This is a genomic window from Vibrio frigidus (assembly GCF_042465995.1).
Taxonomy (GTDB): Bacteria; Pseudomonadota; Gammaproteobacteria; order Enterobacterales; family Vibrionaceae; genus Vibrio.
Genome location: NZ_JBCDMC010000011.1, coordinates 92,646 through 106,110 on the forward strand (window position 1 = coordinate 92,646; position 13,465 = coordinate 106,110).

Consider the following 13,465-nt stretch of genomic DNA (forward strand, 5'->3'; position numbering starts at 1 on the left):
CGCGATGCATTCGCTTGATGAATCATCAGCTTAAGTCTTGGGGTTCTATATCTATAGACCAGCGAACTTTCTTGGCTAAAGGTAACAATTGTATGGCCGCCTTTGCACTATGTAAAAGTTTTTGCATCGTGCTTCTGTGTGGCGTTTGCAGTAGGAGTTGCCATCGCGCTTTCCCTGCCCGTTTTGCTAGAGGTGCAGGTGTGGGTCCCATGATCATAGAATAGTTGTCAAATAATGGATTGGACTCAAGTGTGTGTCTGACCTGTCTCAAAAAGTTTTCTACCAAATCACTGTTATTTGCTTCCGCTCTAAATAACGTTAGATAGGTGAAAGGAGGGAGCATCGCCCGCTTCCTTTCTAGCAACGCAGTTTGTGCGAAGTGGTGGTAATCTTTGTAGAGAAGTGCTTGTAATAAAGGGTGATCTGGGTGATGTGTTTGCAATAAAACCTCACCCGGTTTGCTTGCTCTACCCGCTCTACCTGCAACCTGAATAAAGAGTTGAGCTAAACGCTCTGAGGCTCGAAAATCGCTGCTGAATAAAGAACCATCCACATCAAGTAAACCGACTAAAGTAACATCAGGGAAGTGGTGGCCCTTTGCGAGCATCTGAGTGCCAATAAGTATTTGAACTTCATTGTTCCGAATGCTCTCTAACGCTGCTTCCAATGAGCCTTTTCGTCTTGTGCTATCGCGATCGATCCGCAATGTTTTAAATTCAGGGAATAGTGATTCGAGTTGCTGCTCCAATTGCTCTGTGCCTACGCCTACCGTGACGAGTTGCGTCGAACCACAGCCCTGGCATTGATTGACTACTGGTCGTTGAGAGCCGCAATGATGGCATCGCATTTCATTTTTATTTTGATGGTAGGTGTAGTATGCATCGCACCTTTTACAGTCCGCTATCCATCCGCACTCATGACACATCAATGCAGGAGAGAACCCTCTACGGTTTAGAAATAGCATGACTTGATTGCCCGACTCCAAGTGCTTTCTCATTTCAGCAATTAAAGGCGCCGATAATCCGCCCTCTAAATAGAGGCCTTTTATATCCAAAACCTTATGTGTGGCTGGTAGGGCATTACCTGCTCGTTTACTTAATATAAGATGATGATATTTGCCTGATATGGCATTTTGCAAGGTTTCAAAGCAAGGCGTGGCCGAACCTAAAACAATAGGAATATTTTCTTTATGAGCTCGCATTATGGCCACATCGCGAGCGTGATACCTCAGGCTATCTTGTTGCTTATAAGACGTGTCGTGCTCTTCATCGACAATAATAATACCGAGATCTTTAAATGGAGTTAGTAATGCGGAGCGAGTACCGATAACAATGCCGGCTTGTTGTTCTCTTGCTGATAACCAAGCATTGAGCCTTTCAGTGTCATTCAATCCAGAATGAATAACGGCAACGGGAACATTGAACCTTCTTTTGAATCGATTGATGGTCTGTGGTGTGAGTCCTATCTCGGGGACAAGAACTAGGGCCTGCTTGCCAGCGTCTAAAATAGGTTTAATCAGATTCAGATAAACCTCTGTTTTTCCGGATCCTGTTACGCCTTCTAATAGATAACAACCAAAGTTGCTATTGCTGTTTACTGTGGCGATAGCAATTGCTTGTTCTTCGTTTAATTTTGGTTTTTCATCTGCATTTTCTAGTTCCTCAGGCCAACAAGCCGTCTTGGGTTTTGTTTCTGTAGAAACAATCCAACCTTTTTCATCCAAGGTTTTTAATACTGAACTGGATATCGCTTCATCAATCATTTGTTGATGTGTTATCGAACCATTTTCAAGTAAGTGCATTACCTTAGCTTGTTTCACGGCACGACCAAGGCCACTCATTAATTGATTTTTGCCAGTTTCAGTGATCTGCCATTCTATAAGCGAGGCAAACTCAGCAGCTTTGCCCTTTCTTAGAGCCGTTGGTAGCGCATTACTAAGAGTTTCGCCCAAAGGGTATTGGTAGAACTGACTGCACCAATTAAGAAGTGTGTAAAGCTTATCTGGCCAAATAGGCTCGACATCTAATACCTGCTTGATGCTTTTTAGCTGATTTATTGGGAAGTCGGATTGATGAACCATTGCAGTAACTATTCCAACAAGTGTTTGTCTACCAAATGAAACGGATACACGACCACCGATAACCGGAAATTGATGAGCTTGAATGAGATAATCAAACCTCTTGTCTAGCGGCACTGGTAGGGCTATTTGAGCAATGGTTGGACGCATTATTGATGAGTAGTCAGCTTAATGAAACGAGGGAGATAGTGTAGTTGATGCGCAATGTAATTACGAGAGGGAGGTGGTAGACATAAAATGTGCGCAGAGCGAGTCATTTAGGCGCGAAAAGAAGAATTTGTTGAAAAAAGATTCAAATGAGTTGATTCCAATGGCGTGTTTCATTAGTATACTGCGCCTTGACGGTATATCAATTTATGCCAATTTGTGTAAATACGTGTGGTGTTCGGCTTAGAATCGAATGGCGACACGGCCTATAATGAGGTTTTCCCATGAAAACAGGTATCCACCCAGAATACAAAGCAGTTAGCGCAACTTGTTCTTGCGGTAATTCTTTTGAGTTTAACTCAACTCTTGCAAAAGAATCTATCCACTTAGACGTATGTGACAAATGTCACCCGTTCTACACTGGTAAGCAACGTAACGTTGATACCGGCGGACGTGTAGATCGCTTCAACAAACGTTTCGGTGCACTATCTAGCAAGTAATTGCTATGCTGTAATTCCGAATAAAAAAGGACGCTTATGCGTCCTTTTTTTGATCTCACAGTAAAAATAAACTTTATGACTTAAACCTTTTTCTATGTAGGAAGTTCTGTCGCGATCATTTACTATCTATCTGAATACTAAAAACCTCCCCTGCCAATTACAACTGGAAATAAATCTGATGTCCGAAGACAACCAACAAGATGACTTTCGTCAACAAGCACTTAATTATCACGCTTACCCGACTCCAGGTAAGACGGCGATAGCACTCACTAAACCTGCCGATTCTGCCGAAGATCTAGCGCTGGCATATAGCCCCGGCGTTGCCGAGCCAGTACGCGAGATAGCACAGAATGTTGATAACGTGTACAAGTACACGGCGAAGGGCAATACGGTAGCTGTCATATCTAATGGTACTGCTATTTTAGGTTTAGGTAACTTAGGTCCAATGGCGTCAAAGCCAGTGATGGAAGGTAAGGCACTGCTTTTTAAGCGGTTTGCTAATTTAGATGCCATCGATATTGAAGTAAAACATCGGACTACCGAAGAGTTTGTAAATACAGTCGCAGCCATTGCGGATACCTTTGGTGGTATCAATTTAGAAGATATTAAAGCCCCTGACTGCTTTGAGATTGAACGTCAACTTATCGAGCGTTGTGATGTACCTGTATTCCATGATGATCAACATGGCACTGCGATTGTTACAGCAGCAGGCATGCTTAATGCCATAGAGCTTCAAGGTAAAACGCTTGAGGAATCAACCATCGTCTGTCTTGGTGCAGGTGCTGCCGCTACAGCATGTATGGAACTTTTAATTAAGTGTGGTGCTCAGCGTGAGAAAATCTACATGTTGGATCGCAAGGGAGTTATCCATACTCGTCGCGAAGATCTAAATGAATATAAAAAAATGTTTGCCAACAATACAGACAAACGTACGTTGGAGGATGTTATTGAAGGTGCTGATCTGTTCTTAGGTGTATCAGGGCCAGATCTGTTACCAGCTGCAGCATTGAAATTGATGGCTGATAAACCCGTTGTATTTGCTTGCTCAAACCCAGATCCTGAAATTAAACCCGAGATTGCACACCAAGTCAGAGATGACTTAATTATGGGGACGGGTCGTTCAGACTACCCAAATCAGGTAAACAATGTTATTTGTTTTCCATTTATTTTCCGTGGCGCGTTAGATGTGCGTGCAAGTGAAATAAACATAGAGATGAAATTGGCCGCAGTTGAGGCGATTCGTCAATTGACTAAAGAGCTTGTACCGGAAGGTGTATTGAAGGCTGCTGGGGTAAGTAAACTAGAGTTCAGTAAAGAGTATATTATACCAAAGCCAATGGACCCACGCTTGCTTCCACGTGTTGCCAGAGCCGTCGCGGTAGCCGCAGTAGAGTCTGGTGTTGCGAGAATTGAACTACCAGAGAACTACATGTGCTAACAGCGATTCAAAATAGAACACATTGATCGTTTTTAACCCATAAACCCGTCATTCCTGTGATATCAGGAATGACGGGTTTATGGGTATTAAGTAAATAGAAAAATAATCCCGCTTGTGTAAATAATTCAATTGGTTGAAGTATCTCCCCCAACCGATTAATTATTCTTCGTCAAACGCTTCAAATTCAATTCCCATTTCTGTCATTAATTTTTTAACTTCAGTTGGAATATCATCAGGGCGATCTTTTCTCAAATCTTCATCTGTTGGTAATGGTTGACCTGTATAAGCGTGCAAGAATGCTTCGCAAAGCAGTTCGCTATTCGTTGCGTGTCGTAGGTTATTAATCTGACGACGAGTTCGTTCATCAGTCAAAATTTTCAAAACTTTCAGAGGGATGGAAACGGTGATCTTCTTAACTTGCTCACTCTTTTTTCCATGTTCTGCGTATGGACTTATGTATTCGCCATTCCAATCAGCCATTGCTCACCTTTGTCAAAATAGTCATAAAACAATTATGGGATAGAATTCTAGCGGGATTTACTGCCATAAGCAAAGACATATAGACGTCTAGAGCTATTGACGTCTTAAAAAACTAACAGTAAAGTGTCTTGTTATTAATTCTAACGTTCGAGATTCAGTTATAGTTAGCGGATAAAGAAAAATGAAAACTGAATTGATCGCAAAGGAAAGCCAGCACATGAAACAAAAGAAACCCGCCACTATCGCCGTTCGAACGGGCATTGAATCTGACTCTCAGTTTCATGCCGTTGTGCCTCCAATTTACTTGTCGACCAATTATAGCTTTCCAAGTTTTGGTGATGTGCCTAAATATGATTATACCCGTTCAGGAAATCCAAATCGGGGCATGTTAGAGCAAACCCTTTCCGATCTAGAGTCGGGAAAGGGTGCGGTAGTCACTAATTGCGGAACGTCAGCGCTAAACCTTTGGGTTTCTACTTTTATTGGGCCTAATGACCTTATTATTGCACCGAATGATTGTTATGGCGGTACCTACCGACTTTTTAATACTCGGGCTCAAAAAGGGGACTTTAACGTTTTATTTATTGATCAGTCTGATCTAAGCGCACTGGATGAAGCATTAGCCAAAAAACCGAAGTTGGTGCTACTAGAAACACCATCTAATCCATTGGTTAGAGTGGTTGATATTCAAGAAACGTGCGAGAAAGCGCACACTGTTGGCGCGCTGGTCGCGGTTGATAATACCTTCATGACACCTATATACCAAAAGCCTATAGATCTGGGTGCGGATTTTGTGATTCACTCTACAACCAAATATATTAATGGTCATTCGGACGTGATTGGTGGGGTTATCGTTACCAAGACAGAAGAGCATGCCGAAGAGCTTGCTTGGTGGGGAAATTGTATTGGGGCGACGGGAACGCCGTTTGATAGTTACATGACGTTACGCGGCATAAGAACCTTAGGCGCTCGAATGAGAATTCATGAAGAGAGTTCTCGTGAGATCTTAGCGTTTCTCTCAAAACAGGATCTTGTTGGCACTATATATCACCCAAGTCTACCAGATCACCCAGGCCACGAAATTGCGAAAAAGCAGCAATCCGGTTTTGGTTCTATGTTGAGTTTTGATTTTAATGGCCCGATGGATAAGCTTGAAGCGTTTGTTGGCGCTTTATCGCTCTTTTCATTAGCCGAGTCCCTTGGTGGCGTAGAAAGCTTAATCTGTCATCCTGCCTCAATGACACATCGAGCAATGGGTGAAGAGGCCTTAAAAGAGGCAGGGATAGCACAAACACTGTTAAGGCTATCGGTTGGGCTAGAAGATAGTGAAGACCTCATCGAAGATCTTGATAATGCATTTAAAAAAGTTCAGGAGACAGCTTAAATGACCGCTACACGTCAACTTCATAAATTTGGTGGAAGCAGCTTAGCCAATCCAGAGTGTTATAAACGAGTAAGAAATATTCTTGCCGAGTACTCTCAAAGTGAAGATTTAATTGTTGTTTCTGCGGCTGGAGACACGACCAATCAACTCATCAATTGGCTGAGTGCTTTAAAGAAAGATGGACGAACGGCACATGAGATACTGACGGAATTGCGTCGATTTCAGTCAGATTTGATACAACAGTTAATTGATGAACCCAATAAAATGTTGGACCATCTTCATACCGAGTTTACTGCCCTAGGTGATTTACAAAGCCCATTAACAATAGAGCAAGAAGCTCAGGTTCTTGGGCTTGGGGAAGTGTGGTCTTCAAGGTTGCTTTCACAGCTCTTGTGTCAAGCAAAAATGGCGGCAGTCGCTATCGATTCACGTGACTTTTTGAGAGCGGATATCGGCACGCAACCAGAGGTTGATCGTTCGAGCTCATGGCCATTATTGAAAGACGTATTGGCACAGCATTCTCAACACCGATTAGTAATTACCGGTTTTATGGCCAAGAATCGTCAAGGGGATACGGTTTTGCTTGGCCGAAATGGTTCTGATTACTCTGCGACGGTTATTGGTGCATTAGCGGAAGCTCATCGAGTGACTATTTGGAGCGATGTCTGTGGTGTCTATAGTGCCGATCCTCGAAAGGTTAATGATGCCTGTTTATTGCCTCTTCTACGCTTAGATGAGGCCAGTGAGTTAGCTAGGTTGGCAGCACCTGTGCTACATAGCAGAACACTGCAACCCGTGGCTCAAAGTGCGATGGATTTAGAGCTTCGATGTAGCTACCAACCAGAAGCCGGCTCAACCAGAATCGAAAGGGTGTTGGCTTCGGGTCGAGGGGCGAAGATAGTGACCTCCCTTGATGAAGTTTTGCTTATTGAGCTGATATTTAGCCACGCACATGAATTTGAAAGAGCCAAAGAAGAAGTGCTACAAAGACTCCAACGCGCTCAGTTACAACCGTTGGCTTATGAAGTTCAAGCGGATCAAGGCGAGCTGCTTCTTGCCTACACAGCAGAAGTCGCATCCGGTGCCCTTAGTTATCTACATGACTCGGCAACGGAGGCAGATATTCGGCTTAAAGAAGGCTATTCAATGGTCGCCGCTGTTGGTGCTGGTGTAACGAAAAACCCAATTCATAGTCATGGCTTTTATCAGCAGCTAAAAAATGCACCAGTCGAATTTATGTGTGAAGCGGAATCAGGTTTGAGCCTAGCGGCCGTTTTACGTACGTCTAATACCTCTGTTTTAGTTCAGGGAATTCACACTCAACTCTTTCAAGCACAAAAGCGAATTGGTTTGGTTTTATGTGGTAAAGGCAATATCGGTTCTAGTTGGCTCGAACTATTCGCTAAACAGAAAGGCGAAATAGAAAAACGTCGAGGTATGAGTTTTGAATTAATAGGTGTCGTGGGTAGCCAGACGTATTGGATGAATATGGCCGGTATTGAGGCCTCGAGTGTACTTAGTCGTTATGAAGATGAAGCAATAGAAAGTGATGGTAATGAATGGCTAGAGCAACTCAGTCACCAACAAGAGTATGATGAGGTAATCGTACTCGACGTGACGGCGAGTGAGGCGGTATCAATGAAATACCCCACTATTGCTGAAAAAGGCTTACACCTAATTTCTGCCAATAAAGTTGCGGGTTCTGCTTCAAGTGAGTTTTACCATAAAGTACAGGATGCATTTGCAAAAACAGGGCGTCATTGGCTATATAATGCAACTGTGGGTGCAGGGTTACCGATCAATCATACGGTTCGTGATTTGCGCGAAAGTGGCGATGAAATCACAGCATTCTCTGGAATATTTTCAGGTACTCTATCGTGGCTTTTCCAACAATTTGATGGGTCTATTCCATTTAGCGAGTTGGTTGAATTGGCTTGGCAACAAGGGTTAACGGAACCTGATCCTCGTTGCGATTTAGACGGGTCAGATGTAATGCGGAAACTTATTATTTTGGCGCGTGAGTCAGGGTTGACGATTGAACCAGAGAGCGTAAAAGTGGCGTCTCTTGTTCCGGACGAGTTGAAAGATCTGTCCATCGATCAGTTTTTCGACCAAGGTCAGTTGCTAAGTGAACAGCTAGCTGAACGTCTAGAAAAAGCACAGCGTGAAGATAGAGTACTGCGTTATGTGGCTCGTTTACAGAAAGGTGGTAAAGCAACCGTAGGCATTGAGGCGCTAAATAAAGAGCATGCTTTGGCTAACTTGCTTCCCTGTGACAATATCTTTGCGATAGAAAGTGCTTGGTATAAGGACAACCCGTTGGTGATTAGAGGACCAGGTGCGGGCAGAGAAGTGACCGCCGGGGCGATCCAATCGGATATTAATCGATTATCAAACCTGTTTTAAATATAAACGCTAGCTACTGCCTTTAAAGGGGCAGTGGCGGTTTTACTTGTCATTATCATGGGGATATCGATCTATCTCCAGAGCCGAATTCATGTTAACCAACCTTAGTCCGTCCTACATTCCCCTTGAATATCTCTCACCAATATCATGAAAAATTTTCATGAACATCATGTTGACATTAATCCCATTTCATTACATTCTACAGACATATAGACGTCTAAACGTCAAAACAGAAATACAAATTCGATCAGCCCGAATGAGAGAGAACTATGAGTTATTCACACGCTAGTCATCTAGATGCCTTAAATCAGAATATCGCGGAGCTTGGTGATATTAATGTTTCTTTTGAATTTTTTCCGCCAAGTAGCGAAAAAATGGAAGAAACGTTGTGGAACTCTGTGCACCGTTTGAAAACACTTCAACCTAAATTTGTGTCGGTTACCTACGGGGCAAACTCTGGTGAACGTGACCGTACCCATTCTATTATCAAAGAAATTAAAGATCAGACAGGCTTGGTGGCTGCGCCACATTTAACCTGTATTGACGCAAGCCGTGATGAGCTTATAGATATTGCGGATGACTATTGGGCAAATGGTATACGCAATATCGTCGCACTACGCGGTGATATTCCGGCTGGTGGTGGTGTACCAAATATGTATGCATCGGACTTGGTTACTTTGCTCAAGTCGCGACATGATTTTGATATCTCAGTGGCGGCGTTTCCCGAGGTTCACCCAGAAGCAAAAAGTGCACAGTCAGACTTACTTAATTTAAAAAGAAAGGTGGATGCAGGTGCTAATCGTGCAATAACTCAATTTTTCTTTGATGTTGAAAGCTACCTAAGATTTAGAGATCGTTGTGTGAGTGCGGGTATTGACGCAGAGATAATACCGGGGATTCTGCCCGTTTCTAACTTTACGCAAGCCTCTCGTTTTGCCGCAATGAATAACGTGAAAGTACCGGGTTGGATGGCACAGCAATTTAGCGGTTTAGAAGATGACCCAACAACTCGACAATTGGTTGGTGCGAGTCAAGCTATTGATATGGTAAGAATTTTAAGCAGAGAAGGCGTGAAAGATTTTCATTTCTATACTCTTAATCGTGCTGAAATGACGTTTGCGTTGTGCCATACATTAGGAGTAAGACCAACAAGATAAACTGTAATAAATAAAAAGGGTCAATGTTTTCACATGACCCCTTTTTATTTAAAAGCAAAGACTAGAACGAAGCCGTTTTAGTCCATGGGTTTTAATTCAGCAACAACTTCTTCCGCCCAATTAATCCAAGCTTCACGTATTAACAGGTTACGTCTTAAAGTAAGGCGTTCTAATTTAGCGTGCTTGTCTAGCTTGGTTGGATCACCATAATAAGTCGCTTCAATCTCTTTGTAATGACTGACTAGCTGTTTGGATTCACCAATAAGTATAGATACTTGTTCTCTGAAAGGAGCAGTAGGTTGGATTGCGCAAGCCATTAACTTAGCGCTGAACTCATCTCTTATTGTTGCCTGTGCTGTTGGTTGTTCAAACCATTCACCGAGTGCACGACGCCCAGCTTCGGCAATGGAGTAAATTTTTCTATCTGGCTTCCCATCCTGGGGATGCAAAACACAGGTGACAAGTTCATTTTGAGCCATTTTATTGAGCTCTCGATAAACTTGCTGATGACTCGCTTTCCAAAAATAGCCGATGCTATATGAAAATTCTTTGGTTATATCATATCCGGTAGCATCGCGAGTGCTTAAAACGGTAAGGATTACATGTGGTAATGACATATCTTAAATCCAATAATTAGTAATACAAATAACTCACAACTTTGAACTGCTTCCGTGCTTTTTGTGACACTAATTATTTTGCAGTTCAGAATAACGACAGATCTGCTTATTAGCAGTTCAGAATAGCGACAAATCTATGTTTGTTCGTCATTCCCTATCTTCAGCCGAATTCCACCTAGATACTTGCGGAGTTTGATTCCATATTATTATGCCTATTATGAGTATAGTCGATCTTTGGGGCACAACGGGGCGTAAGCATACCACTAAATTTTGTTGTAAAAATAAAAAAAAAGGGCAAATTGTCTCAAAAGGATGATAAACCTCTCGAATTGGATTGTAAACAGAGTAGTATGCTAGTTTTGCTAGTCATACTGTCCTGTTGTTAGGTTTTTATTCTACCCAGTGTTGCGCATACCAGCAGCAATACCTGCTATAGTCACCATCAATGCTTCTTCTAGTTCTGAAGAGGGTTGATCTGATTGGCGAGTTCGGTATAGAAGCTCAGCTTGAAGAATATTCATAGGTAAAACATAGACGTTACGCAATCGGATAGACTCCAACCCCCATGGGTCGCTCTGCATCAAGTTTTCGTTGTTCTCAACATTGAGAACAGCTTTAATATCTTTTTGCAGTTGGTCCCGCAATTGATCGCCTATTCGCCAAAGTGACTTGTCCGTTAGTCTCTGATCGTAATATCGGGAAATTTCGATATTGGTTTTGGTGTACACCATCTCTAACATACCAAGGCGAGTAGAGAAGAAAGGCCATTCACGACACATCTCTTCTAATAGGTTCTGGTGTCCCTTGTCGATTGAGTATTGTATCGATTCACCTGCCCCTAACCAAGCGGGTAAAACCAATCTATTTTGGCTCCATGAAAATATCCATGGAATCGCCCTTAGACTTTCCACTCCACCGTTAGGATTTCTCTTTGATGGTCTCGATCCGAGAGGAAGCTTGCCTAACTCTCGTTCTGGGGTCGCCGCTCTAAAGTAAGGAACGAAATCGGGCTCCCCCTGAACGATTGAACGGTATGCTTCACAAGAGACCTGTGACAAGACTTCCATTAGGTCGCGCCACTCTTGTTTCGGGCTTGGGGGCGGTAAAAGGTTGGCCTCAAGAATTGCGCTGGCGTAGCGGTTAAAGCTATTTACTGCGATATCCGGTAACCCAAGCTTAAAGCGGATCATTTCTCCTTGTTCCGTTACACGCAACCCCCCTTTTAAGCTTTTCGGTGGTTGAGAAAGTAACGCAGCATGTGCTGGCGCACCACCACGGCCAATGGTGCCTCCACGGCCATGGAAGAGTGTGAGTTCGATGTTGGCTTCTTCACAAACACGTACTAAAGCATCCATGGCACTATATTGGGCCCAACCCGCAGACATAACTCCTGCATCTTTAGCTGAGTCAGAATAGCCAATCATGACCATTTGGTGGTTTTGGATAAAGCCTCTATACCAATCAATCTCGAGCAACTGTTTGATGACGGCTTCTGAATTATTCAAGTCATCGAGTGTTTCGAATAGTGGACATACGTCCATACGGAACTGACAGCCAGACTCTTGAAGCAGTAAATGAACGGCTAACACATCCGATGCGGTCCGTGCCATTGAAATAACATAAGAACCGAAGGCTTCGCGAGACTGACTTGCAATTATCCTACAGGTGTCTAAAACCTCTTGTACCTGTTCAGAAGGTTGCCAGTTACGAGGTAGAAGTGGACGTTTTGAACTTAATTCATTGACTAGAAAAGAAATTCTATCTTGTTCATTCCAATGGTCATAATCGCCGATACCTAAATAGCGAGTAAGTTCAGATAGTACATCTGAATGGCGAGTGCTCTCTTGGCGGATATCTAAGCGTACAAGATGGACACCAAATGCTTTAACCCGACGAAGGTTATCTAACAATGCTCCGTCAGCGATGACGCCCATTCCACATTGATGCAATGATTGGTAGCAGGCGTAGAGAGGATCCCATAATTGGCTTACCTTCTCTAATATGGCTTTGTTAGGAACTTCCGTTTTGTTTACTTTTGCATCCAGTACTTCGAGTGTGTCTGTGAGTAGTGTTCTTATCTGTTTAAGTACAGCACGGTAAGGTTCATGTGCATCACCAGCTAGTTGCCTTAATTCATTTGTACATTCGATCATTGAAAGCTCACTGACGAGCTCAATAATGTCGGCTAGATAGAGGTCGGCCGCCTTCCAGCGTGATAGATGCAGAACCTCATGAGTAATCTCGTGGGTAACAAATGGGTTTCCATCTCTATCGCCACCCATCCAAGAAGAGAAATGAATCGGACGAGCATCAATAGGGATCCCTTCGCCAAGGTAGTCAGTTACGCTGTCATTGAATTCACGCAGAAACTCGGGCACCGCCTGCCATAAGGAGTTTTCAACAACAGCGAAGCCCCACTTAGCTTCGTCAAGCGGTGTTGGGCGTTCTTTACGCATATCATCAGAATGCCAAGATTGAGCTATCAGTTGTTCTAGTCGGCGTTCTTGCTTTACACGTTCTCTAGGAGAGAGGTCACTAAGTTCGAGCTGTGAAAGGCACTTATTAATCTTCACCAATTTATTTATCATGGTGCGACGAGCTATCTCAGTCGGATGCGCAGTAAGAACCAGTTCAATATTGAGATCTTTAATAGACTGTGCGGTGTCTAATTTGCTCACACTGTTTTGCGTTAGCTTTGAAAAGAGTGTGTGGATAACGTCTGGTTCGCAGATATTTGCATCGCAATGGCGAGAAATCGTATGGTATTGCTCTGCTATATTCGTTAGGTTCAGAAATTGGTTAAATGCCCTCGCAACCGGATTTAACTGGTTATCCGGTAGGTTAGATATTACCTGAATGAGTTCTTCACGAGCTTCTTGATCGTTTTCTCTCTCGGCAGACTTTGAAAGTTGGCGTATTAGTTCGACTTTTTCTAAAATCTCTTCGCCATGCGCATTCTTAATTGTGTTGCCAAGTAAGTGACCTAGTGTTCTCACGTTACTTTTTAAAGCAGCATATTTCTCGTTCATTTCCTTTCTGCCTCGTAATTTAATTACAGTGTATTTTCTTCCTAGCTGTACAATCTAGCGAATATCCGTGCTTTGAGTCAAATAAAGACAAAGACACAATGATTTTAATGGCGTTAACTTGACCACGATCACATCTAAAACAGATTAAGTTATAGGGTTGTGAAATAAAATTTCACAACCCTATACATGGCATCAAAAGTATAAGATCAACGATTGGATCTTATGGTTAA

At 42.9% G+C, this 13,465-nt stretch carries 9 protein-coding genes; 5 read left to right on the top strand and 4 right to left on the bottom strand.

The genetic code is table 11. From position 1 onward, the window contains the following. Positions 1-25: 25 nt before the first annotated feature. Positions 26-2,227, bottom strand: a complete 2,202-nt coding sequence (gene priA / locus AACW90_RS18170) for a primosomal protein N' (protein WP_390237217.1) — start codon at positions 2,225-2,227, stop codon at positions 26-28. Between the two features lie 281 nt (positions 2,228-2,508). Here priA and rpmE point away from each other — a divergent pair, with 281 nt between their 5' ends. Then, complete coding sequence (rpmE, locus tag AACW90_RS18175) at positions 2,509-2,724, top strand: 50S ribosomal protein L31 (RefSeq protein ID WP_195704549.1); 216 nt, start codon at positions 2,509-2,511, stop codon at positions 2,722-2,724. A gap of 178 nt (positions 2,725-2,902) precedes the next feature. Further along, positions 2,903-4,162 carry a malic enzyme-like NAD(P)-binding protein gene (locus AACW90_RS18180; RefSeq protein WP_390237219.1) on the top strand — a complete coding sequence of 420 codons (1,260 nt, stop codon included), beginning with the start codon at positions 2,903-2,905 and terminating at the stop codon, positions 4,160-4,162. 159 nt (positions 4,163-4,321) lie between these two features. On the opposite strand, the gene metJ is transcribed toward AACW90_RS18180, so the two are convergent. Beyond that, positions 4,322-4,642, bottom strand: a complete 321-nt coding sequence (gene metJ, locus AACW90_RS18185) for a met regulon transcriptional regulator MetJ (protein WP_195704547.1) — start codon at positions 4,640-4,642, stop codon at positions 4,322-4,324. 217 nt (positions 4,643-4,859) lie between these two features. Here metJ and AACW90_RS18190 point away from each other — a divergent pair, with 217 nt between their 5' ends. The 3 genes from AACW90_RS18190 to metF all read left to right on the top strand — a co-directional run bounded on the left by AACW90_RS18190 (position 4,860) and on the right by metF (position 9,589). Further along, positions 4,860-6,026: an O-succinylhomoserine (thiol)-lyase gene (locus AACW90_RS18190; RefSeq protein WP_390237384.1), complete on the top strand. Its 1,167-nt coding sequence runs from the start codon at positions 4,860-4,862 to the stop codon at positions 6,024-6,026. Then, complete coding sequence (locus AACW90_RS18195) at positions 6,027-8,432, top strand: bifunctional aspartate kinase/homoserine dehydrogenase II (protein WP_390237222.1); 2,406 nt, start codon at positions 6,027-6,029, stop codon at positions 8,430-8,432. A 269-nt stretch (positions 8,433-8,701) separates the two neighbouring features. Beyond that, on the top strand, positions 8,702-9,589 hold the full coding sequence (gene metF, locus AACW90_RS18200) for a methylenetetrahydrofolate reductase (protein ID WP_195704544.1): 888 nt from the start codon (positions 8,702-8,704) through the stop codon (positions 9,587-9,589). 77 nt (positions 9,590-9,666) lie between these two features. Here the strand turns inward: metF and AACW90_RS18205 are convergent, their stop codons facing one another. Both AACW90_RS18205 and ppc read right to left on the bottom strand, forming a co-directional pair. Beyond that, positions 9,667-10,206 carry a PadR family transcriptional regulator gene (locus AACW90_RS18205; protein ID WP_390237225.1) on the bottom strand — a complete coding sequence of 180 codons (540 nt, stop codon included), beginning with the start codon at positions 10,204-10,206 and terminating at the stop codon, positions 9,667-9,669. A gap of 395 nt (positions 10,207-10,601) precedes the next feature. Further along, positions 10,602-13,235: a phosphoenolpyruvate carboxylase gene (gene ppc / locus AACW90_RS18210; protein ID WP_390237227.1), complete on the bottom strand. Its 2,634-nt coding sequence runs from the start codon at positions 13,233-13,235 to the stop codon at positions 10,602-10,604. Between the last annotated feature and the right edge of the window lie 230 nt (positions 13,236-13,465).

Coding starts and splice junctions, on each gene's coding strand:
- priA (WP_390237217.1), bottom strand. CDS start 2,227: ATGCGTCCAACCATTGCTCAAATAGCCCTACCAGTGCCGCTAGACAAG.
- rpmE (WP_195704549.1), top strand. CDS start 2,509: ATGAAAACAGGTATCCACCCAGAATACAAAGCAGTTAGCGCAACTTGT.
- AACW90_RS18180 (WP_390237219.1), top strand. CDS start 2,903: ATGTCCGAAGACAACCAACAAGATGACTTTCGTCAACAAGCACTTAAT.
- metJ (WP_195704547.1), bottom strand. CDS start 4,642: ATGGCTGATTGGAATGGCGAATACATAAGTCCATACGCAGAACATGGA.
- AACW90_RS18190 (WP_390237384.1), top strand. CDS start 4,860: ATGAAACAAAAGAAACCCGCCACTATCGCCGTTCGAACGGGCATTGAA.
- AACW90_RS18195 (WP_390237222.1), top strand. CDS start 6,027: ATGACCGCTACACGTCAACTTCATAAATTTGGTGGAAGCAGCTTAGCC.
- metF (WP_195704544.1), top strand. CDS start 8,702: ATGAGTTATTCACACGCTAGTCATCTAGATGCCTTAAATCAGAATATC.
- AACW90_RS18205 (WP_390237225.1), bottom strand. CDS start 10,206: ATGTCATTACCACATGTAATCCTTACCGTTTTAAGCACTCGCGATGCT.
- ppc (WP_390237227.1), bottom strand. CDS start 13,235: ATGAACGAGAAATATGCTGCTTTAAAAAGTAACGTGAGAACACTAGGT.